A 23,563-nucleotide genomic window follows, 5' to 3' on the forward strand; every position below is an offset into this window, starting at 1 on the left:
CGGTTCGTCGCCCGGACCCCGGGCCGGCCGCTACCAGCGGCTCGGCCGGGCTCAGCGCGCCGCGAGGCTGGAGCGGCGCACCACCAGTTCCGGCTGCAGCACGACCCTTCGGTGCTCGTGGCGGCGCGCTCCGGTCTCCGCCTCCGTCTCCTCCAGCAGGAGTTCCGCGGCGAGCGCTCCCATGGTGACGGCGGGCTGCCGAACCGAGGTGAGCGGCACGGCGGCCGCCGCGGCGAACTCGATGTCGTCGTAGCCGACGATGGCGAGGTCGTCGGGGACGCTCACCCCGGCCGCGTACACGGCCTGCAGGACGCCGAGGGCGAGCAGGTCGTTGGCGCAGAACACGGCGGTCGGACGGTCGGCGAGCCCGAGGAGCCGGGCGCCGGCGTCCCGGCCCGCGGCGACGTCGAGGCGCTCGGTGGGCAGTTCCCGCAGCGCCTCGGGGCCGAGCCCGGCCTCGGCCAGCGCGTTCAGGGCGCCCGTGCGGCGGTCCCTGACCTGGTTGAGTCCGGGCGGCCCGCTGACATAGGCGAGGGAGCGGTGCCCCGCGTCGACCAGGTGCCGGACGGCCAGCGCGCCGCCCGTCACGTCGTCGACGGAGACCGAGCACTCGGTGGTGCCCTCGGCCACCCGGTCGACGAGCACGAAGGGGATGCCGTGGCGGCGGAACGCCTCGATGTTGCGGCCGGTCGCGTCGGCGGGCGTCAGCAGCACGCCGCGTACCCGCTGCTCGGCGAAGAGCGCCAGGTACTCGGCCTCTTCGGCGGGGCTCTGCGCGCTGTTGCAGACCATCACGCCGAGCCCGGCCTCGCGGGCGGCCCGCTCGGCCCCGCGGGCGACGTCCACGAAGAACGGGTTGCCCATGTCGAGGACGAGCAGGCCCATGATCCGGCTGCGGCCGGCCCGCAGCTGCCGCGCCGACTCGCTGCGGACATAGCCGAGCCGGTCTATCGCGGACAGCACGCGGGCGCGCGTCCCGGACGCGACCGTCTCGGGGCGGTTGATGACGTTCGAGACCGTGCCCACGGAGACTCCGGCGGCACGGGCGACGTCCTTGATACCCACCGACTGGGCCATCTGGCGGGGACCTCCAGGGATTGCGAGGGGCGGCGGGCGGGCCTTCACACTACCGGCACGCCGTCCCCGTTCCGGTCATGGTCGGGAAGGCAGCGCGAAGTCCACGACGTGGAGCGCGGAGGGCGTGGTACCGGTGGATTTCTCCTGGTACATGAACGACAGGACACCGTCCTGGGCGATACGCGTCTCGTCGACGACGGCCTCGCCGAAGGCGTTGAGGCCGCCGCCGTCGTACAGGACACTCCAGTCGGTGTGGCCGGATGCCTTCGAGGCGCCGGCGACGCGGCCGAACGGGAGGATCGCGTACGCGTTGTCGTACGCGTCCAGGACCAGTTTGGTCCGCTGGCTGGAGTTCAGGGGGATGGGGATCTCGGTCTTCCGCCAGGTTCCGGAGGAGTCCTTGCGGAGGTGGAAGGCGCGGCCGTGGGCGGTGCGGTCGGCGACGTAGTCCGTGGTGCACCGGCCGAAGCGGCGGGGCACGTAGCTGATGATCGCGTGCGGCAGGCCGGCGGAGTCGGTGGACTGGCTCTCCTGGTTCATCAGGGAGTGGTCCGGGTTCAGCGGGTCCACCACGAGCCCGGGGCCGGTGACCGGGACGGCGCCGGAACCCCCGGTGGTGCCGACGACCGTGCCCGCGTCGTTGCGCCAGGTGCGGCCGCGGTCGGCCGAGTACACGTAGCCGGTGTCGTGGTTGGTGATGCCGCCACCGTCGCACATGACGGACGCCGACCGCTCGCGCCAGGTGAAGAAGGCGTGCAGGCGGCCGTTCACGTCGTAGTCGATGCCGTGCAGGTACATGTTGCGGGCGGAGCTGGACCCGTGCGAGCTGGTGTAGGTGCCGGTCGAGCTCGTCCACTCCCCCAGCGCGGTCCAGGACGTGCCGTCGTACTCCGCGAGGGCGTTGCGCCCGTTCCCGGAGACGCCGGCGCGGTAGCTGAGCTGGAGCCTGCCCTCCGGGGTCGCGACGAACTGCGGATAGGTGAACTGCGACGTCAGGGCGAGGCCGTCGAGCGTCGTCCGCACGGGGCCCAGGACGGACGGGGTCCAGGCCGTGGAGGCGGGGGTGTCGAGCAGCCCCGCCACCGACTTCACGTAGAAGTACCCGTCGCTGTGCGCGTCCATGACGAGGTGGAGCCGGCCGTCGGCCCGCGACACGCCCAGGGAGATGACGTTGTGCGAGTCGTCGGCCTTGAGGGTGTGCGCGAGGGTCACCGTCGACCATGTGGTCGCGCCGAGCGCGCGGCGTGCGACGACCGCGTGGCGGGTCGCGGTGTACCAGGCCGCGTACTGGTGCCCCTGGTAGGTCAGCAGGCCGTTCTTCTGGAACGCGTTGTTGTTGACCAGGCCCTCGTACGACACGAAGTAGAGGGCCCGGTCGTCGAGCAGGCCGGTGCCGGTCATGGTGACCGAGGGACCGGGAGCGGCCGCCGTCGCGGTCCCCGGGTCCGCCACCGCGGCCGGCGGAGCGGTCGCCGGCACGGTGCGTCGTCTCATGTCAGCTCCTGCGGGATCATGGTGTCAGGCGAGGTGGAACACTTCGGTGAGGGGCTTCATGGCCTCGTCGGGCCGGGCGCCGTCCAGCGATTCGAAGAACGGCGCCATCTCGGCCTGCCAGCGGGCGTTGACGTCGGTGGCCTCCATGCCGGCCAGGGCCGCGGCGAAGTCCTCGGTCTCCAGGTAGCCGACCAGCAGGCCGTCCTCGCGCAGGAAGAGCGAGTAGTTGTGCCAGCCGGTCGCCGAGAGCGCCTCGCGCATCTCGGGCCATACCGCGGCGTGGCGCGCGCGGTAGTCGTCGAGACGGTCGGCCCGGACCTTCAGCAGGAAGCACACGCGCTGCATCAACAGCCCCCCGCCGGCTAGAAGTTGAACTGGTCGATGTTCTTGCCGTCGAAGACGGTCGGCTTGCCGAGGCTGATCACACCGTCCTTGCCGATGGTGAAGGTCCCCATGCCGCCGGCCTTGAAGGTCTCGCCCTCCTTGCCGGTGATCTGTCCGGACACCATGGCGACGGCGGTGCGGGCGGCCAGCTCGCCGAGCCTGGCCGGGTCCCACAGCTCGAACGCCTCGACGGTGCCGTTCTTGACGTACTTGCGCATGTCGTTGGGGGTGCCGAGGCCGGTCAGCTTGACCTTGCCCTTGTACTTGGAGCCGGACAGGTACTGGGCGGCCGCCTTGATGCCCACGGTGGTCGGGGAGATGATCCCCTTCAGGTTCGGGTGTTCCTGGAGGAGGCCCTGGGTCTGCTGGAAGGACTGCTGGGCGTCGTCGTTGCCGTAGGCGATCTTGACCAGCTTGACGTCCTTGTACTTGGGGTCCTTCAGCTCCTCCTTCATGTAGCCGATCCAGGTGTTCTGGTTCGTCGCGGTCTGGGCGGCGGACAGGATCGCGATCTCGCCCTTGTAGCCGATCTGCTGCGCGAGCAGCTGCACCTCGGTGCGGCCCAGGTCCTCGGCGCTCGCCTGCGAGACGAAGGCGCCCCGGCAGTCGGGCTTGGTGTCGGAGTCGTAGGTGACGACCTTGATCCCGTTGCTCATGGCCTGCTTGAGCGCGGTGCACAGGGCGCCCGGGTCCTGCGCGGACACCGCCATGGCGTCCACCTGCTGCTGGGTGAGCGTGTTGACGTAGCTGACCTGGCTGCTGGTGTCGGTGGCGCTGCTCGGGCCGACCTCCTTGTACGTGGAGCCCAGCTCGGTGAGGGCCTTCTGGCCGCCCTTGTCGGCGGAGGTGAAGTAGGGGTTGTTGACCTGCTTGGGCAGGAAGCCGACGGTCAGGCCCTTCTTGAGTGCGGCGCCCGGGTTCGCCTTGCCGGCCGAGGCGGCCTGGCCGCCGCCGCTGGAGTCCTTGACGTCGTTCTTGGTGGTGCCGCCGCAGGCGGTGGCGGCGAGCGCGAGGGAGGCGACGGCGGCGACGGCCGCGCAGGCACGGCGGATCGATGACTTGCGCATGTGGGAGGGTCCTTTACGAGGGTGAGCGGAGTGAGGAGGTCGGCGTCGAGGCGGCCCTGCGGCCCGCCCTCGCGACGGAGATCCGGCGCGCGACCCGGGGGCCGAGCACGGAGACGACGAGCAGCACGCCGGTGACGACGATCTGCGACTGGGCGGAGACGTTGAGCAGGCTCATCACGTTCTGCAGCGCGCCCAGCAGGAACACTCCCGCGACGGCGCCGCCGAGCGTGCCCCTGCCGCCGTCGAAGTCGATGCCGCCGAGCAGTACGGCGGCGACGACGGAGAGTTCGAGGCCGGTGGCGTTGTCGTAGCGGGCGCTGGCGTAGTGCAGCGCCCAGAAGACGCCGGTGAGCGAGGCCATGAGGCCGGTGGTGGTGAACAGGAGCAGCTTGGCCCGCCTGACCCGGATGCCGGCGAACCGCGCGGCCTCCTCGCTGGCGCCGACCGCGAACAGCGACCGGCCGAACGGGGTGGCGTGCAGGACGACCGCGGCGATCGCGAGCAGGACCAGGAAGGGCGGGAGCGCCTGCGGCACGAAGCTGTTCCCGATGCGCCCGGCCGCGAAGTCCAGGTACTGCGTGGGGAAGTCGGTCACGGCGTCCGAGCCGAGGACGATCTGTGCGATGCCGCGGTAGGCGGCGAGGGTGCCGATGGTGACCGCGAGGGACGGCAGCCCGAGGCGGGTCACCAGCAGGCCGTTGACCAGTCCGCACACCACGCCAAGGAGCAGGCACAGCGGGATGATCGCCTCGATGGCCATGCCCTCGTTCCACAGCCTGCCCATCACCGCGCCCGACAGGCCGGCGGTGGAGGCGACGGAGAGGTCGATCTCGCCCGCCACCACGAGGAGGGTCATCGGCAGGGCGATCAGGGCGATCGGCAGTGTGTTGCCGATCAGGAACGACAGGTTGAGGGCGTTGCCGAAGCCGTCCACGAGACCGAACGACAGCAGCAGGAGGACGAGGAGGAGCGCGCCGACGACCGTGTCCCAGCGGATCGCGCGCGTCAACGGGTCAGACATGGCGGGCGTTCCTCTTCTTCAGGGCCAGGGCCACGCGCAGGGCGACGATCCGGTCGACCGCGATGGCGAGCAGGAGCAGGACGCCGTTGATGGCGAGCACCCAGACGGAGCTGACGCCGAGGGCGGGCAGCACGCTGTTGACGGAGGTCAGCAGCAGGGCGCCGAGGGCCGCGCCGTAGACGCTGCCGGAGCCGCCGGTGAAGACGACGCCGCCGACGACGACCGCGCTGACGACGGTGAGTTCATAGCCGCTGCCGGTGCCCGAGTCGACGTTGCCGAACCGGGCCAGGTACAGCGCGCCCGCGAGTCCGGCGAGGGCGCCGCAGAAGGTGTACGCGGTCAGGATCCGCCTGCGCACCGGGATGCCGGCCAGCCGCGCCGCCTCGGGGTTGGAGCCGAGCGCGTACAGCTCGCGCCCGCTGCCGAAGTGCTTGAGGTAGTACGCGGTGGCGACCAGGACCGCCAGGGCGATGAGCGCCAGCCAGGGGACGGCCGAGAGGCCGCCGGAACCGAAGTCCACGAATCCGCCGGGCAGGTCGGCCGCCGTGATCTGGCGGGATCCCACCCAGATGGAGTCGATGCCGCGGATGATGTAGAGGGTGCCCAGGGTGACGACGAGGGCCGGCACCTGACCGAGGCTGACGAGGAGCCCGTTCAGCAGGCCGAAGCCGACGCCGAGCAGGATCGCCAGCCCCAGCGCGACCACCGGGTTCCCACCGCCGTGCAGATAGGTGCCGGCCGCGAAGGCGCTGATGCCGAGGGTCGAGCCGACCGAGAGGTCGACGTTGCGGGTGATCACGACCAGGGACTGGCCGGTGGCGACCAGGACCAGGATCGTGGCGTTCAGCAGCAGGTCCTTGACGCCCTGCTCGGAGAGGAACTCGCTGTTGCCCAGCTGGGTGATGACGATCATCACCAGGAAGACGGCCAGGATGGCGAGTTCGCGCATCTTGAAGACCCGGTCGGCCAGCCGGGTGCCGCTGGACCTGGGCACGTCGGCGGTGGCGGCGGGGTCGGTCGCGGTCACCGTCATGCCCCTGTCCTTCCGTTCGCTTCTGCGCCCGCGCGGCACAGAGGTGCGGGCATCGTGCTCGTCTGCGGCCCGGCGGCCGCACGTGCGTCGCTCACGCTGCCCTCCCGAAGGCTGTCGTCGTCATGCGGCGGCCCTCCCGGTGGCTGCGGCCATCACGGCTTCCTCGGTGGCTTCGGAGCGCGGGATCTCGGCGGTGAGCCGGCCCTCGTGCATGACGAGGACGCGGTCGGCCATACCGAGGATCTCGGGCAGGTCGGAGGAGATCATCAGGACGGCCACCCCGTCGGCGGCCAGCTCGCTGAGCAGCCGGTGCACCTCGGCCTTGGTTCCGACGTCGATGCCGCGGGTCGGCTCGTCCACGATCAGCACCTTCGGTCCGGTGGCCAGCCATTTGGCGAGGACGACCTTCTGCTGGTTGCCGCCGGACAGGGTGGAGACGGCGTCCGCGATCCGGGCGTACTTCACCTGGAGCCTGACGGCCCAGTCGAGTGAGCGGCTGCGTTCGGCGCCGCGGTCCATGAGCCCGGCCCTGGCCGTCGTCCGCAGCCCGGTCAGTCCGATGTTCCGTTCGATGGACATGTTCATCACCAGGCCCTGGGCGCGCCGGTCCTCGGGGACCAGGGCGAGGCCGGCGGCCATGGCGGTGGAGGGCACCCCGTTGGTCAGCGCCCTGCCGTCGACCTCGACCTCGCCCGCGTCCCAGCGGTCCACGCCGAAGACGGTCCGCGCCACCTCCGTGCGCCCGGCGCCCACCAGCCCGGCGAGGCCGACGATCTCGCCGCGCCGCACGTCGAACGACACGTCCGTGAACACGCCCTCGCGGGTCAGCCGCCGTACGCTCAGCGCCACCTTGCCCGGCGTCACCTGCTGCTTGGGATACAGCTCGTCGAGATCGCGTCCCACCATGCGGCGCACGAGATCGTCCTCCGTCATGCCCTCCACCGGCTCGCTGGAGATCCGGGCGCCGTCGCGCAGGGTGGTGACCCGCTGGCAGATCTCGAAGATCTCCTCCAGCCGGTGGGAGATGAAGAGCACCGCGGCGCCCTGTTCGCGCAGGGTGCGTACGACGGCGAAGAGCCGCGCCACCTCGCTGCCGGTCAGGGCCGCGGTCGGCTCGTCCATGATCAGGACGCGGGCGTCGAAGGAGAGCGCCTTGGCGATCTCGACGATCTGCTGGTCGGCGATGGACAGGCCGCGCGCGGGGCGCTCCGGGTCGAGGTCGACGCCGAGGCGCCCCATGAGGGCCGCGGTCGCCGCACGGGTGGCCTTGTGGTCGATACGGCCGAGAGCGCGCCGCGGCCGGCGGCCCATGAAGATGTTCTCGGCGATCGACAGGTCGGGGAAGAGGGTCGGTTCCTGGTAGATCACGGCGATACCGGCGTCGCGTGCGTCGGCCGGGCCGTGGAAGACCGTGGGCCGGCCGTCGAGCAGCAGGTGACCGGCGTCCGGTCGGTGCACACCGGCGAGCGTCTTGATGAGGGTCGACTTGCCCGCACCGTTCTCGCCGGCGAGGGCGTGGACCTCGCCGGGGAACAGGTCCAGGGACACGTCCCGCAGGGCGCGCACCGCGCCGAAGGACTTGGAGATGTCCCTGAGCGCCAGCACCGGGGCCGGATCCGTGTCGGACGGGTGGGTCATGGGGGCTCCTCGACGACGCCGGCGGGGGCTGCCCTCCCGGCGTCATGAAAGGTTTCAACTTGGTTGCCGGGACGTTAGGTGCGCCAGCCACGCCGCGTCAATGGGGTCACATCGAAAAAGTCTCGGTCGTCAAAGGTCACGGCGGAGTCACAGGGGGCGGTCCGCGCCGGAGGGCTTGACACCCCCGGAGGGGGCTCATAGCTTCCCTTCCTGAATCGTTTCATGAAGTTCGTTGCCACCGACGCCACAGGAGTCCCGAAGTGTCCGAGCTCGCCGCGGTGAAGGCCGCCCTGAAGACGCAGGCCGTCGAGACGCCGTCATGGGCGTACGGGAACTCGGGCACGCGGTTCAAGGTGTTCACGCAGCCCGGGGTGCCCCGCGACCCCCGGGAGAAGTTGCAGGACGCCGCGAAGGTGCACGAGTTCACGGGGGTCGCGCCGACGGTGGCGCTGCACATCCCCTGGGACAGGGTCGACGACTACGGGGCCCTCGCCGCCTACGCGGCGGAGCACGGCCTGACGCTGGGCGCGATCAACTCCAACACCTTCCAGGACGACGACTACCGGCTCGGCAGCATCTGCCACCCGGACGCCGCGGTGCGCCGCAAGGCCCTCGACCATCTCCTCGAGTGCGTGGACATCATGGACGCGACGGGCTCGCGGGATCTGAAGCTGTGGTTCGCCGACGGCACCAACTACCCGGGGCAGGACGACATCCGCGCCCGCCAGGACCGCCTGGCCGAGGGCCTGGCCACCGTGTACGAGCGGCTGGGCGAGGGGCAGCGGATGCTGCTGGAGTACAAGCTCTTCGAGCCGGCCTTCTACACCACCGACGTCCCCGACTGGGGCACCGCCTACGCCCACTGCCTGAAGCTCGGTGACAAGGCCCGGGTCGTCGTCGACACCGGACACCACGCCCCCGGCACCAACATCGAGTTCATCGTCGCCACGCTGCTGCGGGAGGGCAGGCTCGGCGGCTTCGACTTCAACTCCCGCTTCTACGCCGACGACGACCTCATGGTCGGCGCCGCCGACCCCTTCCAGCTCTTCCGCATCATGCACGAGGTGGTCCGCGGCGGAGGGTTCGGCCCCGGTGTCGCCTTCATGCTCGACCAGTGCCACAACATCGAGGCCAAGATCCCGGCGATCATCCGCTCGGTGATGAACGTGCAGGAGGCGACGGCCAAGGCCCTGCTCGTGGACCGCGAGGCCCTGACGGCGGCACAGCGCCGCGGTGACGTCCTCGGCGCCAACGCCGTCCTCATGGACGCCTACAACACCGACGTACGCCCCCTGCTGGCCGAGGTGCGCGGGGAAATGGGGCTGGACCCCGACCCCCTCGCCGCCTACGGCCGCTCCGGCTGGGCCGAGAAGATCGCCGCGGAGCGGGTCGGCGGACAGCAGGCCGGCTGGGGGGCGTGACCCCCGCGACGCGTGCGCCGGGCCGGGCCGGCGGCAGCTCCCCCGGCCGGACGTGACCGGTCGCGCCCGCGCGGCGGAGCCCCTCGGACCGCCCGCGCCCCACAGCCCCGCGCCCCTCGGGCGCCCTCCGTACCCCCTCTTCGCAAAGGACTGGCACCCCATGGCACCCCACCCCGAAGCCGCCGCCCTCCTCGCCCGCTCCCATCGGCTCGGCGCCGACCCCCGCAACACCAACTACGCCGGCGGCAACGCCTCCGCGAAGGGCACCGCCACCGATCCGGTGACCGGCGGCGATGTCGAACTGATGTGGGTGAAGGGGTCCGGCGGCGACCTCGGCACCCTGGCGGAGGCGGGGCTGGCCGTGCTGCGGCTGGACCGGCTGCGGGCCCTCACGGACGTCTATCCGGGTGTCGAGCGCGAGGACGAGATGGTCGCCGCGTTCGACTACTGCCTGCACGGCAAGGGCGGTGCCGCTCCCTCCATCGACACGGCCATGCACGGTCTGGTGGACGCGGCCCATGTCGACCACCTCCACCCCGACTCCGGCATCGCGCTCGCCTGCGCCGCCGACGGTGAGAAGCTGACCGCCGAGTGCTTCGGCGACACGGTGGTGTGGGTGCCGTGGCGGCGGCCCGGTTTCCAGCTCGGCCTGGACATCGCGGCCGTCAGGGAGGCCAACCCGCAGGCCGTCGGCTGCATCCTCGGCGGGCACGGCATCACCGCCTGGGGGAGCACGGCCGAGGAGTGCGAGCGCAACTCGCTGCACATCATCCGCACCGCCGAGGCGTTCCTCGCCGAGCGCGGCAGGCCGGAGCCGTTCGGGCCGCCGATCGACGGCTACGCGGCGCTGCCCGAGGCCGAGCGGCGCAAGCGGGCCGCGGCCCTGGCGCCGCACGTCCGCGCCCTCGCCTCCCAGGACAGGGCGCAGGTCGGCCACTTCACGGACTCCGACGTCGTCCTCGACTTCCTCGCCCGCGCCGCCCATCCACGGCTGGCCGCACTGGGCACCTCGTGTCCGGACCACTTCCTGCGCACCAAGGTCAGGCCGCTCGTCCTCGACCTGCCGCCGTCCGCGCCGCCGGAGGAGGCGATCGCCCGGCTGAAGGAGCTGCACGCCGTGTACCGGGAGGAGTACGCCGCCTACTACGAGCGGCACGCGCTGCCCGGCTCCCCCGCGATGCGCGGCGCCGACCCGGCGATCGTGCTCGTTCCCGGCGTCGGCATGTTCTCCTTCGGCAAGGACAAGCAGACCGCCCGGGTGGCCGGCGAGTTCTACGTCAACGCCGTCAACGTGATGCGCGGCGCGGAGGCCGTGTCGGCCTACGCGCCGATCGAGGAGTCGGAGAAGTTCCGCATCGAGTACTGGGCGCTGGAGGAGGCCAAGCTCCGGCGGATGCCGAAGCCCAGGGCGCTCGCCACCCGGGTGGCGCTGGTGACGGGGGCGGGCAGCGGGATCGGACGGGCGATCGCCCACCGGCTGGCGGCCGAGGGGGCGTGCGTGGTGGTGGCGGACCTCGACGCGGAGAGCGCCGGCCGGGTCGCCGAGGAGCTGGGCGGCGCGGACCGGGCCGTCGCCGTGACCGTGGACGTCACCTCCGAGGAGCAGATCGCCGCGGCGTTCGATGCCGCCGTGCTGGCCTTCGGCGGGGTCGACCTCGTGGTCAACAACGCGGGCATCTCCCTCTCCAGACCGCTGCTGGAGACCTCGGCGGAGGACTGGGACCTCCAGCACGACATCATGGCCCGGGGCTCCTTCCTCGTCTCGCGCGAGGCGGCCCGGGTGATGACCGCGCAGGGGCTGGGCGGCGACATCGTCTACATCGCCTCCAAGAACGCGGTCTTCGCCGGCCCGAACAACATCGCCTACTCGGCGACCAAGGCCGACCAGGCGCACCAGGTGCGGCTGCTGGCCGCCGAGCTCGGCGAGCACGGCATCCGCGTCAACGGCGTCAACCCGGACGGCGTGGTGCGCGGCTCCGGCATCTTCGCGAGCGGCTGGGGCGCGCAGCGGGCCGCCGTGTACGGCGTGGCGGAGGAGGAGCTCGGCGAGTTCTACGCCCAGCGGACCCTGCTCAAGCGGGAGGTGCTGCCCGAGCACGTCGCCAACGCCGTCTTCGCGCTGACCGGCGGGGACCTGACCCACACCACCGGACTGCACATCCCGGTCGACGCGGGTGTGGCGGCCGCGTTCCTGCGATGAGCGCCGCGACGAGGTCGTACGCCGCGGTCGATCTCGGCGCGTCCAGCGGGCGCGTCATGGTCGGCCGCGTGGGCCCGGGCGTCCTGGAGCTGACCGAGGCGCACCGGTTCCCGAACCGGGCCGTGCGGGTTCCGGAGGGGCTGCGCTGGGACATCCTCTCCCTGTACGCGGGCGTCCTCGACGGGCTGCGCGCGGCGGGCCCGGTCGACTCGGTCGGCCTGGACAGCTGGGCCGTGGACCACGGACTGCTGGACGCGGACGGCGCCCTGCTGGGCAATCCCGTGCACTACCGCGACGCCCGCACCGAGGGTGTCGCGGAGAAGGTGTGGGCGAGTGTCCCGCCCGAGGAGCTGTACGCGGCCACGGGCCTGCAGTACGCGCCCTTCAACACGCTGTACCAGCTGGTCGCGGCCCGTTCCTCCGCGGAGTTCGCGCGGGCCGAGCGCCTGCTGCTGATCCCGGACCTGCTGACGTACTGGCTGACGGGCGAGCAGGGCACCGAGCTGACCAACGCGTCCACCACCCAGCTCGTCGACCCCCGCACACGCGGCTGGTCGCACGAGGTGGCGAGCCGGCTGGGCATCGATCTGGGCCTGTTCGCGCCGCTGCGCCGGCCCGGCGATCCCGCGGGCGTGCTGCGGCCGGAGGTCCTGGAGGAGACCGGGCTGACCGGGCCCGTCCCGGTGACCACGGTCGCCTCCCACGACACGGCCTCCGCGGTGGCCGCCGTACCGGCCACCGGGGAGCGGTTCGCCTACATCTGCACCGGCACCTGGTCCCTGGCGGGCCTGGAACTGCCGGCTCCCGTGCTGACCGACGCGAGCCGCGCCGCCAACTTCACCAACGAGCTGGGACTGGACGGCACGGTCCGCTACCTGCGCAACATCATGGGGCTGTGGCTGCTGCAGGAGTGCCTGCGGGAGTGGGGCGACCCGGATCTGCCGGCCCTGCTGGCCGCGGCCGCCGAGGTGCCGGGGCTGCGGTCGGTGGTCGACGCGGGTGACACGGCGTTCCTGGCGCCCGGGCGGATGCCGGCGCGCATCGCCGAGGCGTGCCGGGTGTCGGGCCAGCCGGTGCCGGACTCCCCCGCCGAGGTCACCCGCTGCATCCTCGACTCGCTCGCCCTCGCCCACCGCAGGGCCCTCTCGCAGGCCCAGCGGCTCGCAAGCCGCCCCGTCGACGTGGTGCACATCGTCGGCGGCGGCACCCGCAACTCCCTCCTGTGCCAACTGACCGCCGACGCCTGCGGGCTGCCGGTCGTGGCCGGCCCGGCGGAGGCGGCGGCCCTCGGGAACGTCCTCGTCCAGGCGCGGGCCCACGGGCTCGTCGCCGACCGGGCCGCGATGCGGCGCCTGGTGGCCCGCACCCAGCCGCTCACCCGCTACGAGCCACGGGGCGACACCGCGCCGTGGCGCGACGCCGAGTCCCGGCTCACCCCGCCGTGACCCCGTGCCCCCCGGGGGCCGGATCCCCCCGTTACCCTGCACCCGTCCGATGATCGATCAACAAGGAGCCGCGATGCGTGTCGCCCTGTTCCTGACCTGTGTCAACGACACGCTCTATCCGGACACGGGGCGCGCCGTGGTGAAACTGCTGACCAGACTGGGCGTCGAGGTCGACTTCCCGATGGCGCAGACATGCTGCGGGCAGGCCCACTACAACACGGGCTACCGGCACCAGGCGGAGCCGCTCGCGGTGAGGTTCTCCGAGGTGTTCCGCGGCTACGAGGCCATCGTGACGCCGTCCGGCTCCTGCGGGGCGATGGTGCGGGAGCTGTATCCGCGGCTGGGCGAGCGGGCGCGGGCCGAGGGGCGCGGAGACACCCTCGCGGCCACCCTGGCCCCCGTGGTCCCCAAGACGTACGAGCTCACGGAGTTCCTCGTGGACGTGCTCGGCGTGACGGACGTGGGCGCCCACTACCCGCACCGGGTGACCTACCACCCCACGTGCCACGGCCTGCGGGGACTGGGCCTCGGTGACCGTCCCCTGCGGCTGCTGCGGGCCGTCAGGGGACTGGAGCTGGCGGAGCTGCCGGGCGCCGAGGAGTGCTGCGGCTTCGGCGGCACCTTCGCCCTGAAGAACCCGGACGTCTCGGCGGCCATGGGCGCCGACAAGGTACGCAACGCCGAGTCGACGGGGGCCGAGGTGCTGTGCGCCGGCGACAACTCCTGTCTGATGCACATCGGCGGCACGATGGCACGGCTGAGGGTCGGCATCCGGCCGGTGCACATCGCGGAGATCCTGGCGAGCACGGAAGAGGAGCCGCTGGTATGAGCGTCGTCGTGGTGAAGGGACCGGGCACATGAGCGGGACGTTCGTCGGGATGCCGGCGTTCCCTCGGGCGGCGCACGAGGCGGTGGGCAACCGGACCCTGCGCGGGAACCTGCGCCACGCCACCCACACCATCCGCGCCAAGCGCGCCAAGGCCGTCGCCGAGGTGTCCGACTGGGCGGCACTGCGGGAGGCGGGCCGGCAGATCAAGGACCACACGCTCCGTCACCTCGACCGCTACCTGGCGCAGTTGGAGGAGGCGGTCACCGCGGCGGGCGGCGTCGTCCACTGGGCCGCCGACGCGGACGAGGCGAACCGGATCGTCGCCGGCCTGGTCAAGGCCACCGGGGAGTCGGAGGTCGTCAAGGTCAAGTCCATGGCCACGCAGGAGATCGGCCTCAACGAGGCGCTGGAGGCAGAGGGCATCCGGGCGTACGAGACCGATCTCGCCGAGCTGATCGTGCAGTTGGGCGAGGACCGGCCCTCGCACATCCTGGTCCCGGCGATCCACCGCAACCGCGGCGAGATCCGGGACATCTTCCGCTCTCAGATGGGCCGGTGGGGCCGCCCCGCCCCCGAGGGGCTGACCGACACGCCCGCCGAACTCGCCGAGGCCGCCCGGCTGCACCTGCGCGAGAAGTTCCTGCGCGCGAAGGTCGGGATCTCCGGGGCGAACTTCATGGTCGCCGAGACCGGCACGCTGGTGGTGGTCGAGTCGGAGGGCAACGGGCGGATGTGCCTGACCCTTCCCGAGACGCTGATCTCGGTCGTCGGCATCGAGAAGATCGTGCCGGCCTGGCGGGACCTGGAGGTGTTCCTGCAGACACTGCCCCGTTCCTCGACCGCGGAGCGCATGAACCCGTACACGTCGATGTGGACCGGCACCACCGACGAGGACGGGCCCCGGATCTTCCACCTGGTGCTGCTCGACAACGGACGCACCGACACACTGGCCGACCAGGTCGGCCGCCAGGCGCTGCGCTGCATCCGCTGCTCGGCGTGTCTCAATGTCTGCCCGGTCTACGAGCGGGCGGGCGGCCATGCCTACGGCTCGGTCTACCCGGGCCCGATCGGCGCGATCCTCAGCCCGCAACTGCGGGGCACGCAGAGCGAGATCGACGCCTCGCTGCCGTACGCGTCCTCGCTGTGCGGCGCCTGTTACGAGGTGTGCCCGGTCGCCATCGACATCCCCGAGGTCCTGGTGCACCTGCGGGAGCGGGTCGCGGAGGGCGGGCCGGCGACGCGGGCCGGCAGCACGGTGGTCCTCAAGCCCGCGAAGGGGCATGCCGCCGAACGCGCGGCGATGCGGGCGGCACGCTGGGCGTTCGGGCGCCCTGGGGCGTTGCGCACCGGCCAGCGGCTGGCGTCGTGGTCGCGCCGCCTCCACCCCCGGAGCCTGCCCGGCCCGGGCAGGGCGTGGAGCGCGAGCCGTGACCTGCCGCGGCTGCCCGCGGAACCGTTCCGCGACTGGTGGCAGCGCACGCGCGGCGGGGAGGAGACGAAGTGAACAGCAGGGAGCTGGTCCTGAACCGGGTGCGGCGTGCGCTGGCGGACGTACCGAAGGACGACACGCCGTACGAGCAGGCCGTTTCCCGGGACTATCTACGGCGACACGAGGAGCGCTCGGCCGAGGAGACGGTGGATCTGCTCGCGGAGAACCTGGCGGACTACCGGGCGGTCGTGCACCGTACGGCCGCGGCGGAACTGCCGTATGTGATCGGGCGGCTGCTCGCCGAGCGCGGGTCCCGGCATGTGCTCGTGCCTCCGGGCCTCCCGCCGGAGTGGATGTCGGCCGCCGACCCCACCCGTGTCCACGACCGTGCGGCGAGCACGCCACGCGACCTGGACACGGTGGAGAGCGTGGTCACCGGCTGCGCGGTCGCGATCGCCGAGACCGGCACCATCGTGCTGGACGGCGGCCCCGATCAGGGCCGCCGCCGGATCACCCTCGTGCCCGACCACCACATCTGTGTCGTCCGCGTCCCCGGCCAGGTCGTCGCCTCCGTACCGGAGGCCCTGGGGCGGCTGGCGCCGACACGCCCGCTGACGTGGATCTCCGGCCCGTCCGCGACGAGCGACATCGAACTGGACCGGGTCGAGGGGGTGCACGGTCCGCGCACCCTGGAGGTCGTGCTGGTGAGCGAGGAGTGACGGGCGCACGGTTCCCGGAGTGCCGGACGGCGGCCCGCGGACCGCGCGGCCGAAGCGGAGGGCTCAGCGGCGGACGACGATCGTGCGCAGCCCGGGGTCGGTGGCGTCGGGGAGGTTCATGCCCGCGTCGAGGCCGGTGCGCAGGTAGCGCAGCACCGGTTCGGTGAGCCGTTCGCCGGGCAGGACGGCCGGGATGCCCGGCGGGTACGGTGTGATCATCTCGGCGCAGATCCTGCCGTCGGCGCGTTCCAACGGGAGCGGCTCCTTGGGGCCGAAGTACGCCTCGCGGGGCGAGCACACCTGCGGCAGCCGCATGGCCGCTCCCGCCGGTACCTCGACGGGGGGCAGGTCGGCCGCCAACTCGTCGGCATGCCGGGCGAGTTCCCGCAGCGCGGCGAGCAGGGGCCCCGTCGTCCCGGCCGAGTCGGCATAGGTGAGCTGGGCCTGGACGCGGCGGTGATCGGCGAGGTGCATGTCGATGTGGTGCTCGGCCCGCAGCCAGTCGGCGGCGCGGTAGCCGCTGGTGCCGAGGCCGCTGACGTCGATGACGACGGGCAGGGGGTCGTGGTCGGCGGCCAGCCGGGGCCCCACCAGGTCGTCGCGGCCGAGGACGTGCAGACCCGGGATCTCCTCGATGGCGGAACGGACCCGGGCGGCCAGCCGCAGGGCCTCGTCCAGCAGGTCCTTGCCGTGCAGGACCATCTGGCGGCGCCAGGCGTCGAGCGCCGCGAAGATCAGGGCGGAGGGACTGGTCGTGCCGAAGAGGTCGGCCCGCGACTTCAGCGCCGAAGGCTCGACGAGCGGCCCCTGGAGATGGAAGACGGAACCCTGTTCGAGGCCGCTGCCCATCTTGTGGATGCTGGTCACACAGACGTCCGCGCCCGCGTCCATGGCCCATGAGGGCAGGTCGGCGTGGAAGGGCAGGTGGGCGCCCCATGCCTCGTCGACGACGAGCGGCACGCCCCTCGCGTGGCAGATCTCGGCGATCGCGGCCAGATCGGCGGTGCCGCCGTACGGGGTGGGGCTGGTGACCAGCGCGCCCCGTGCTCCGGGGTGCCGGTCGAGCGCCTCCGCGAACGCCTCCGGGGACGGGGGGTGGGCGAAACGCCGTTCCTCGTCCCACTGCGGATCGGCCCAGACGGGTTCGATCCCCGCCAGGATCAGCCCGGCGGCCACCGACTTGTGGGCGTCACGCCCGATGACCAGGGGCTCGTGGGGGCCTGCCACGGCGAGCATCGCCGCCTTCACGGACAGCGAGCTGCCGCAGGTGGTGAAGAAGGTGTGCTCGGCATGGACGGCGTCGGCCATCAGCCGCTCGGCCCGCACCAGCACCTCGCCCTTCATGCGGCGGTCGTCGAGGCCGCCGGACACCAGCAGGTCGGAGTGGTAGACGGCGTCGCCGAGGATCTCCCTGGCCTCCGGGGGGGCGCCGCGCCCCTGCTTGTGCCCGGGCGGGGTGAAGGCGAGTTCGCCGCGCTCGTGGTAGGCCCGCAGGGCGTCGAGCACGGGCGCCTCGGTGTGGTCCACGGATGTGGCCCCTTTCGTCGAGCGGTCGGTCAGGAGGCGCCGTCGGAGGGCTGTCTCCCGGCGGCCTTCCGGTTCGCGTGGAGGCTCGGAGTGACCGGGTCGCCCGCGCCGCCCCCGTCGTCCTCCGCCCGCCCGTCCAGCGCCCGCGCGACCACCCTCAGGTCCGACACGAGTCCCTCGTACGCCGCGTCCCGGTCGTCGGCGCGCAGCACCGCGGAGGGGTGCACGGTGGCGACGACGTACTGCTCGTCCGGGGTGTCCGGCAGCGTCAGCAGGCTTCCCCGGTCCCTGGTCACCCGGAACGAGCTGCCCAGCAGTGCCTTGGCCGCGGTCGCGCCCAGGGCCACGACCACCTCCGGCCGGATCAGGTCCAGCTCGGCACGCAGCCAGGGCCGGCAGGCGGTCGTCTCGCGCAGGCTGGGCGCCTTGTGGATGCGTCGTTTGCCGCGTCCGGGAACGCTGTACTTGAAGTGTTTGACGGCGTTGGTGACATACGCCGTGCCCCGGTCGACCCCGGCCTGCGCGAGCGCCTCGTCGAGGACGCGGCCGGCCGGGCCGACGAAGGGCTCGCCCCGCCGGTCCTCCTGGTCGCCGGGCTGTTCCCCCACCAGCACGACCCGTGCCGAGGTGTCGCCCCGGCCGAACACGGTCTGTGTGGCGTTCTCGTACAGGGGGCAGCCGTGGCACTCCGCGGCCGCGCGCCGGTAGGCCGCGAGGCCGCCACCGCGCGGCAGGAACGGGGTGGCGTCGTACGCGCTCGCCCGGGCGTCGTCGGCGGAACCGCTCATCGCTGTGTCACCTCCGGAGCGCGCTGTGCGTTGGGTACCCCTCCCTCCGGCTCGCACACACCTGGGGCAACGACGACGATGGAGGAAAAGGCCCGACACCGGCGAACGCCACGTCACCCCCGGAGGGGACGATGACCTCGAGAGCCCGTCCGGGAAAGCACATGCCGGACGCCGCCGCCCCCGAAGCGGAGCGGATCTTCCAGCTGGAGGAGGAGGTCGACCAGCTCAAGGAGGCGGTCACCTCGCACGCGGTCGTCGACCAGGCGATCGGGATACTCGTCGCGCTCGGGCACGTGACGCCCGACCAGGGCTGGACGGTGCTCCGGGAGGTCTCCCAGCACGCGAACATCAAGCTGCGCAACGTCGCGGAGATGATCGTCGTCTGGGGCCGCGAGGGGGAACTGCCGGAGTACGTCCGTGTCCTCCTGGAGGACACGCTGGACCGCTACGGGCCCACCCGGCTTCCGGAGAATCCGCCGCCCCGGTGACCTTCGCCGGCTCGGGGGCCGGAAACCGGCAAAGGGGCGGCCGGAACCAAGGGCCCGTTCGCCCGGCCTCGTTGCCGTGCCTGACGGAGCGTTTCAAACACCCTCTCGTGGATAGTCCGGAAAGGGTCGGCCCACTCGCCCAACCGTTCCCGGGAGGGTTCGGCAGTGAGCCCGCCGCATACGGCCGTCCGGTCGAAGAGAGGCCCGGGCGGCCGCATGCGGCATCCTCAGTGCTCATGCGACATCGGAGAGCGCCTCCTCGCGCAGGCGTGCGCAGCAGCCGCTGAGCAGGCGTGACACATGCATCTGCGAGATGCCGAGCTGACTGGCGATGCGGCTCTGGGTCATGCCGCGGAAGTACCGCAGGTAGAGAATGGTGCGCTCCCGTTCGGGCAGGGACCGCAGGCAGGGCTTGACGGCTTCACGGTCGACGATCAGGTCGTAGCCGGTGTCGGCCTCGCCGAGGGCGTCACCGAGTGCGTAGCCGTCGTTGCTGCCGGCCACCTCCGCGTCCAGGGACAGGGCGGTGAAGCTGTCCATGGCCTCCAGGCCCACCCGGACGTCGTCCTCGCTGAGGTGGGTGCGCTCGGCGATCTCGGCGACGGTGGGGCCGTGCCCCGGGGTGTCCTGCGCGATGTCCTTGACGGCCGACCGCACACGATTGCGCAGGTCCTGGACGCGGCGGGGCACATGCAGAACCCACATGTGATCGCGGAAGTGCCGCTTGATCTCACCGGTGATGGTGGGGATGGCGTAGCTTTCGAAGGCGTAGCCGCGGGCGGGGTCGTAGCGGTCGACCGCCTTGACCAGGCCCAGTGCCGCCACCTGGCTCAGATCCTCGACGGCCTCACCGCGGCCGCGGTATCGCCGGGCGATGCGCTCGGCCATGGGGAGCCATGACCGGACGATCTCGTCGCGCAGCGCCTGCCGCTCGGGGCCGTCGGACAGATCGCACAGCCGTGCGAACGCCGCTGCCGTGTCGGGGGCGTCGTCGTGCGGGTGCTGCTTTGCTTTCGCCGTGATGCGCATGGTGCTTACTCCCTCAAGGGGCCGACGAGACAGTCACCATGGGAGGGCGCACTCACGGAACGCGCGGGACACACCCCGGGTCTGGTGGGCCAGCTCCCACAGAGGTGCCTCCTGTCCGAAGCACTGGACTCTCATTTTCCCGCATTGCGCACGGACAAACAATTCGAGACGCAAAGTGACCCGGAGCGGCCAGGTGTTTTCGAAAAGTGACGCGGTGCGCATCTGAGCCCGCATCCGAAAGGCCGGGAAATCGGCAGGGAATTCCCCGCGGTGAAAGAATTCGGGAAATCGCCTCTCAGTCCGGGCCGGGTGCCGGGCGGAGCCAGAGGGTGGCGAGTGGGGGCAGGGTGAGGCGGATGCTTGCCGGGTGGCCGTGCCAGGGGGTGGGTTCGGGTTTGAGGGGGTCGGGGTTGTGGACGTCGCTGCCGCCGTAGGCGGCGCTGTCGGTGTTGAGGACCTCGTGCCAGGCGGGGACGTCGTCGGGGACGCCGAGGCGGTAGTCGTCGCGGACGACCGGGGAGAAGTGGCAGACGGCCAGCAGGGGGGTGCCGTGGGCGTCGAGGCGCAGGAAGGCGAGGACGTTGTCGTCGGCGGCGTCGGTGACCACCCAGTGGAAGCCGGAGGGGTGGGTGTCGCGTTGCCACAGGGCGGGGGTGTGGCGGTAGACGGTGTTCAGGTCGCGGACGAGGTCGCGCACGCGGCAGTGGTCGGGTGCGGCGGGGTAGGCGGGGTCCAGCAGCCACCAGTCGGGTCCGTGGGCTTCGGACCATTCGGCTCCCTGGGCGAACTCCTGGCCCATGAAGAGGAGTTGTTTGCCGGGGTGGGCCCACATGTAGCCGAGGTAGGCGCGGTGGTTGGCGCGTTGCTGCCACCAGTCGCCGGGCATCTTGGAGACGAGGGAGCGTTTGCCGTGGACGACCTCGTCGTGGGAGACGGGCAGGACGTAGTTCTCGCTGTAGGCGTACACCATCGAGAACGTCATCTCGTCGTGGTGGTACCTGCGGTGCACGGGATCCTTGGACATGTAGACCAGCGAGTCGTGCATCCAGCCCATGTTCCACTTCAGGCCGAACCCGAGACCGCGGTGATCGGTGGACCGGGTGACGCCGTCCCACGCCGTGGACTCCTCGGCGATCGTGACCACCCCGGGGCAGCGGCGGTAGACGGTGGCGTTCATCTCCTGCAGGAACGCCACGGCGTCCGGATCGTCGTTCCCTCCGCGGTCGTTGGGGCGCCACTGGCCCGGCTCGCGCGAGTAGTCGAGGTAGAGCATGGAGGCCACCGCGTCCACCCGCAGACCGTCGATGTGGAACTCCTCGCACCAGTACACGGCGTTGGCGACGAGGAAGTTGCGCACCTCGCGCCGCCCGAAGTCGAACTCCAGCGTTCCCCAGTCGGGGTGCGCGGCGCGCTGCGGGTCCGCGTGCTCGTACAGGGGGCGGCCGTCGAACTCCGCCAGCGCCCACGCGTCGCGCGGGAAGTGGGCCGGCACCCAGTCCATCAGCACGCCGATGCCGGCCCGGTGCAGGGCGTCGACGAGGTACCTGAAGTCGTCGGGGGTGCCCAGGCGGGCGGTGGGCGCGTAGAAGCCGGTGACCTGGTAGCCCCAGGAGCCGCCGAAGGGGTGCTCGGCGACCGGCATCAGCTCCACGTGGGTGAAGCCCAGGTCGCGGACGTAGGCGGGCAGCTGCTCGGCCAGCCGGCGGTAGGTCAGTCCGGGTCGCCAGGAGGGCAGGTGCACCTCGTACACCGAGAACGGCGCCTCGTGCGCGGGGGTGTCCCCGCGGTGCGCGAGCCACTCCTCGTCGTGCCACTCGTACGACGACTCGGTCACGATCGACGCGGTCGCCGGCGGGACCTCGGTACGGCGGGCCATCGGATCCGCGCGGACGGTGTGCGTGCCGTCGGGACGGGTGATCTCGAACTTGTAGACCGTCCCGGGTCCGGCCCCGGGCACGAACAGCTCCCACACGCCGGTCGCGCCGAGCGACCGCATCGGATACGCCCTGCCGTCCCAGTGGCAGAAGTCCCCGCAGACCCTCACCCCTCGCGCGTTCGGCGCCCAGACCGTGAAGCGGGTGCCGCGGACGCCGGCATGGGTCATCACACGGGCGCCGAGCGCCGTCCACAGCCGCTCGTGCCGCCCCTCGCCGATCAGGTGCAGGTCGAGCTCGCCGAGCGCGGGCAGGAAACGGTACGGGTCCTCGGTCTCCGTCACGGCGCCCTCGTACGCGACCAGCAGCCGGTACTCCGGGACGTCGCGCAGCGGCAGCAGGCCCGAGAAGAAACCGTCCCCGTCGTCGTACAGTTCCGCCCAGGCGTCGCCCATGACGACGGTGACCGACAGCGCGCAGGGGCGCAGCGCGCGGAAGGCCACCCCACCGGGCACGGGATGGGCGCCCAGCACCGCGTGCGGGTCGTGATGGGTGCCCGACAGCAGCCGCTCACGGTCCCCGGGCGGCACCGGCGCGGGTCTCGGCGTGCCCAACCGCGGCGACGACAGGGGCGCCTGGGTCGTGGTGGTGGTGGTGCTCACGGCGTCAGCCTCCTCGGGCCCGGGCGTTCGGCGAGGCGTGTGACCGCCGCCATCGGCACCGGCAGCCAGTCGGGCCGGTGCCGGGCCTCGTAGAGGACCTCGTACACCGCGCGGTCCGTTTCGTACGCGCGCAGCGGTGCGGCCTCCGCCCTCGGGTCCCAGCCCGCCTCGGCGGCGTAGCCCGCGCAGTACGCCGAGCGGCAGCGCCGTGCCCACTCGGGACGCCACGGCCGCCGGGCGTGGGCGGCGTAGTCGAACGAGCGCAGCATGCCCGCCACGTCCCGCACCGGGGACTGGGGACGGCGCCGCTCGGGCAGCGGGCGGGCCGGTTCGCCCTCGAAGTCGATCAGCGACCACGATCCGGACGGCGAGCGCAGGCACTGCCCCAGGTGGAGATCGCCGTGGATGCGCTGTGCGGGCCGGGTCGCGTCGAGCGCGGCCAGCTCGGTGAAGGCGGAGCGCAGCCCGGACGCGTGGGGCAGGAGTTCCGGTACGGCGCGGATGGCGTCCCGCAGGCGCTCGGCCATGCCGGCCGCGAGCCGCCCGCTCTCGGGCGCGCCCTGGGACACCACGGGGAACGCGGCGGCGAGTGCCAGGTGTACCTCGGCCGTGGCCTGGCCGAGTTCGTACGCCTCGTCGGTGAACTCCCGCCCGGACGCGAGAGCGGCGAGTGCCTGTGTCCACCCGTCCGCGGCACCGTGCAGGAACGGCTGGAGCACGCCCAGCGTCGCGGCCCACGGGCTGGAGGTGCGGAACCAGGCGACGGGTGCGAGGACCCGGGTGCAGCCCCGCGGGGCGAGGGCCCGGGGCACCTCGAGATCCGGGTTGATGCCGGGCCGTACCCGCCGGAAGACCTTCAGGATGTACGCGTCTCCGTACACCAGCGAGGAGTTGGACTGCTCGGCTTCGAGCAGGCGCGGTGCGAGTCCGGCGGGGATGGTCACCCGGCCGTCGCGTTCGAAGCGGAGGGCCCCCGTGGTGCCCGGCGTCCGCAGCCGCTCCAGCAGCAGGGAGGCCGACCGCGGGTCCTGCAGCGCGTCGTACACCAGCAGCCCGGCCAGCGGGCCCTCGCTCGCGCGTCCCAGGACGGCCGGGGAGAGCCTCGGTGACAGCGACTCGCCCGTGCCCAGGAAGAGCTGGTAGCAGTCGTGGCCGGGGGCGGCACCCGGGCCGCGGATCGCGGGCAGCTCGCCGCAGTCGGCGCGGACCAGCAGGTGCAGACAGCCGGGGTGCAGCTCGGTCACCGACAGCAGCGCCAGTTCCGCGACCGGACGTCCCTTGCCGGCGAACCAGCGCTGGCGGGGCAGCCACTCGCGCAGCAGACCGGAGAGCGAGCTCAGCAGCGAGGCGGAGCCGAGGCTGTACGGGCGGAGCGTTGCGGTCTCGGTCTTCGGCATGACGTCGCGTCCTTTCACTCGCGGCCGATGGATCAGCGGCC

At 72.3% G+C, this 23,563-nt stretch carries 19 protein-coding genes; 7 read left to right on the forward strand and 12 right to left on the reverse strand.

The window, feature by feature from the left end; genetic code table 11:
* Positions 1-51: 51 nt before the first annotated feature.
* The 7 genes from ACZ79I_RS02920 to ACZ79I_RS02950 form a co-directional block, all read right to left on the reverse strand.
* The gene (locus ACZ79I_RS02920) at positions 52-1,077 is read right to left on the reverse strand and encodes a LacI family DNA-binding transcriptional regulator (RefSeq protein WP_471493767.1); all 1,026 of its coding nucleotides are present in this window, start codon (positions 1,075-1,077) and stop codon (positions 52-54) included.
* Between the two features lie 75 nt (positions 1,078-1,152).
* The gene (locus ACZ79I_RS02925) at positions 1,153-2,571 is read right to left on the reverse strand and encodes a BNR repeat-containing protein (RefSeq protein WP_471493768.1); all 1,419 of its coding nucleotides are present in this window, start codon (positions 2,569-2,571) and stop codon (positions 1,153-1,155) included.
* Between the two features lie 24 nt (positions 2,572-2,595).
* Positions 2,596-2,916: an L-rhamnose mutarotase gene (locus ACZ79I_RS02930; protein ID WP_471493770.1), complete on the reverse strand. Its 321-nt coding sequence runs from the start codon at positions 2,914-2,916 to the stop codon at positions 2,596-2,598.
* Between the two features lie 17 nt (positions 2,917-2,933).
* On the reverse strand, positions 2,934-4,022 hold the full coding sequence (gene rhaS, locus ACZ79I_RS02935) for a rhamnose ABC transporter substrate-binding protein (RefSeq protein ID WP_471493772.1): 1,089 nt from the start codon (positions 4,020-4,022) through the stop codon (positions 2,934-2,936).
* 13 nt (positions 4,023-4,035) lie between these two features.
* Positions 4,036-5,043: an ABC transporter permease gene (locus ACZ79I_RS02940; RefSeq protein WP_471493774.1), complete on the reverse strand. Its 1,008-nt coding sequence runs from the start codon at positions 5,041-5,043 to the stop codon at positions 4,036-4,038.
* Positions 5,036-6,076 carry an ABC transporter permease gene (locus ACZ79I_RS02945; protein ID WP_471493776.1) on the reverse strand — a complete coding sequence of 347 codons (1,041 nt, stop codon included), beginning with the start codon at positions 6,074-6,076 and terminating at the stop codon, positions 5,036-5,038. Before ACZ79I_RS02945 ends, ACZ79I_RS02940 begins: the two co-directional genes overlap by 8 nt.
* Before the next feature lie 120 nt (positions 6,077-6,196).
* A complete protein-coding gene (locus ACZ79I_RS02950; RefSeq protein ID WP_471493778.1) occupies positions 6,197-7,714 on the reverse strand; it encodes a sugar ABC transporter ATP-binding protein in 1,518 nt (505 codons plus the stop codon).
* A gap of 260 nt (positions 7,715-7,974) precedes the next feature.
* On the opposite strand from ACZ79I_RS02950, the gene rhaI reads away from it, so the two are divergent.
* The 6 genes from rhaI (at position 7,975) to ACZ79I_RS02980 (ending at position 15,757) form a co-directional block, all read left to right on the forward strand.
* Positions 7,975-9,135 carry an L-rhamnose isomerase gene (gene rhaI, locus ACZ79I_RS02955; RefSeq protein WP_471493780.1) on the forward strand — a complete coding sequence of 387 codons (1,161 nt, stop codon included), beginning with the start codon at positions 7,975-7,977 and terminating at the stop codon, positions 9,133-9,135.
* Between the two features lie 160 nt (positions 9,136-9,295).
* Positions 9,296-11,335 (forward strand): bifunctional aldolase/short-chain dehydrogenase, encoded by a 2,040-nt coding sequence (locus tag ACZ79I_RS02960; protein ID WP_471493782.1) that lies wholly within the window; start codon positions 9,296-9,298, stop codon positions 11,333-11,335.
* On the forward strand, positions 11,332-12,780 hold the full coding sequence (locus tag ACZ79I_RS02965; RefSeq protein WP_471493784.1) for a rhamnulokinase: 1,449 nt from the start codon (positions 11,332-11,334) through the stop codon (positions 12,778-12,780). Before ACZ79I_RS02960 ends, ACZ79I_RS02965 begins: the two co-directional genes overlap by 4 nt.
* Positions 12,781-12,853: 73 nt before the next feature.
* Positions 12,854-13,609, forward strand: a complete 756-nt coding sequence (locus tag ACZ79I_RS02970; RefSeq protein WP_471493786.1) for a (Fe-S)-binding protein — start codon at positions 12,854-12,856, stop codon at positions 13,607-13,609.
* 28 nt (positions 13,610-13,637) lie between these two features.
* Entirely contained in the window at positions 13,638-15,113 is a 1,476-nt protein-coding gene (locus tag ACZ79I_RS02975) for a LutB/LldF family L-lactate oxidation iron-sulfur protein (protein WP_471493788.1), read from the forward strand.
* Positions 15,110-15,757 (forward strand): LutC/YkgG family protein, encoded by a 648-nt coding sequence (locus ACZ79I_RS02980; RefSeq protein WP_471493790.1) that lies wholly within the window; start codon positions 15,110-15,112, stop codon positions 15,755-15,757. Before ACZ79I_RS02975 ends, ACZ79I_RS02980 begins: the two co-directional genes overlap by 4 nt.
* A gap of 63 nt (positions 15,758-15,820) precedes the next feature.
* Here ACZ79I_RS02980 and ACZ79I_RS02985 read toward each other — a convergent pair whose 3' ends face one another.
* Positions 15,821-17,284, reverse strand: coding sequence for an aminotransferase class I/II-fold pyridoxal phosphate-dependent enzyme (locus tag ACZ79I_RS02985; protein ID WP_471493792.1), 1,464 nt, complete (start codon positions 17,282-17,284; stop codon positions 15,821-15,823).
* Positions 17,285-17,313: 29 nt separating this feature from the next.
* On the reverse strand, positions 17,314-18,072 hold the full coding sequence (locus ACZ79I_RS02990; protein ID WP_471493793.1) for a UdgX family uracil-DNA binding protein: 759 nt from the start codon (positions 18,070-18,072) through the stop codon (positions 17,314-17,316).
* A 131-nt stretch (positions 18,073-18,203) separates the two neighbouring features.
* On the opposite strand from ACZ79I_RS02990, the gene ACZ79I_RS02995 reads away from it, so the two are divergent.
* On the forward strand, positions 18,204-18,560 hold the full coding sequence (locus ACZ79I_RS02995) for an ANTAR domain-containing protein (protein ID WP_471493795.1): 357 nt from the start codon (positions 18,204-18,206) through the stop codon (positions 18,558-18,560).
* Between the two features lie 234 nt (positions 18,561-18,794).
* On the opposite strand, the gene ACZ79I_RS03000 is transcribed toward ACZ79I_RS02995, so the two are convergent.
* The 3 genes from ACZ79I_RS03000 to ACZ79I_RS03010 all read right to left on the reverse strand — a co-directional run bounded on the left by ACZ79I_RS03000 (position 18,795) and on the right by ACZ79I_RS03010 (position 23,522).
* Positions 18,795-19,589 carry a SigB/SigF/SigG family RNA polymerase sigma factor gene (locus tag ACZ79I_RS03000; RefSeq protein WP_471493796.1) on the reverse strand — a complete coding sequence of 265 codons (795 nt, stop codon included), beginning with the start codon at positions 19,587-19,589 and terminating at the stop codon, positions 18,795-18,797.
* Between the two features lie 295 nt (positions 19,590-19,884).
* Positions 19,885-22,194, reverse strand: a complete 2,310-nt coding sequence (gene glgB, locus ACZ79I_RS03005) for a 1,4-alpha-glucan branching enzyme (RefSeq protein ID WP_471504720.1) — start codon at positions 22,192-22,194, stop codon at positions 19,885-19,887.
* Complete coding sequence (locus tag ACZ79I_RS03010; protein ID WP_471493798.1) at positions 22,122-23,522, reverse strand: maltokinase N-terminal cap-like domain-containing protein; 1,401 nt, start codon at positions 23,520-23,522, stop codon at positions 22,122-22,124. The genes glgB and ACZ79I_RS03010 overlap by 73 nt, the downstream gene beginning before the upstream one ends.
* Positions 23,523-23,563 lie beyond the last annotated feature (41 nt).

It is taken from the genome of Streptomyces sp. PSU-S4-23 (genome assembly GCF_055632315.1).

Bases quoted from the DNA above. Each gene is read 5' to 3' on its own strand.
- ACZ79I_RS02925 (WP_471493768.1), bottom strand. From the start codon at position 2,571: ATGAGACGACGCACCGTGCCGGCGACCGCTCCGCCGGCCGCGGTGGCG.
- ACZ79I_RS02945 (WP_471493776.1), bottom strand. From the start codon at position 6,076: ATGACGGTGACCGCGACCGACCCCGCCGCCACCGCCGACGTGCCCAGG.
- ACZ79I_RS02930 (WP_471493770.1), bottom strand. From the start codon at position 2,916: ATGCAGCGCGTGTGCTTCCTGCTGAAGGTCCGGGCCGACCGTCTCGAC.
- ACZ79I_RS02970 (WP_471493786.1), top strand. From the start codon at position 12,854: ATGCGTGTCGCCCTGTTCCTGACCTGTGTCAACGACACGCTCTATCCG.
- ACZ79I_RS03010 (WP_471493798.1), bottom strand. From the start codon at position 23,522: ATGCCGAAGACCGAGACCGCAACGCTCCGCCCGTACAGCCTCGGCTCC.
- ACZ79I_RS02995 (WP_471493795.1), top strand. From the start codon at position 18,204: ATGACCTCGAGAGCCCGTCCGGGAAAGCACATGCCGGACGCCGCCGCC.
- ACZ79I_RS02940 (WP_471493774.1), bottom strand. From the start codon at position 5,043: ATGTCTGACCCGTTGACGCGCGCGATCCGCTGGGACACGGTCGTCGGC.
- rhaS (WP_471493772.1), bottom strand. From the start codon at position 4,022: ATGCGCAAGTCATCGATCCGCCGTGCCTGCGCGGCCGTCGCCGCCGTC.
- ACZ79I_RS03000 (WP_471493796.1), bottom strand. From the start codon at position 19,589: ATGCGCATCACGGCGAAAGCAAAGCAGCACCCGCACGACGACGCCCCC.
- ACZ79I_RS02950 (WP_471493778.1), bottom strand. From the start codon at position 7,714: ATGACCCACCCGTCCGACACGGATCCGGCCCCGGTGCTGGCGCTCAGG.
- ACZ79I_RS02920 (WP_471493767.1), bottom strand. From the start codon at position 1,077: ATGGCCCAGTCGGTGGGTATCAAGGACGTCGCCCGTGCCGCCGGAGTC.
- ACZ79I_RS02960 (WP_471493782.1), top strand. From the start codon at position 9,296: ATGGCACCCCACCCCGAAGCCGCCGCCCTCCTCGCCCGCTCCCATCGG.
- ACZ79I_RS02965 (WP_471493784.1), top strand. From the start codon at position 11,332: ATGAGCGCCGCGACGAGGTCGTACGCCGCGGTCGATCTCGGCGCGTCC.
- ACZ79I_RS02975 (WP_471493788.1), top strand. From the start codon at position 13,638: ATGAGCGGGACGTTCGTCGGGATGCCGGCGTTCCCTCGGGCGGCGCAC.
- ACZ79I_RS02990 (WP_471493793.1), bottom strand. From the start codon at position 18,072: ATGAGCGGTTCCGCCGACGACGCCCGGGCGAGCGCGTACGACGCCACC.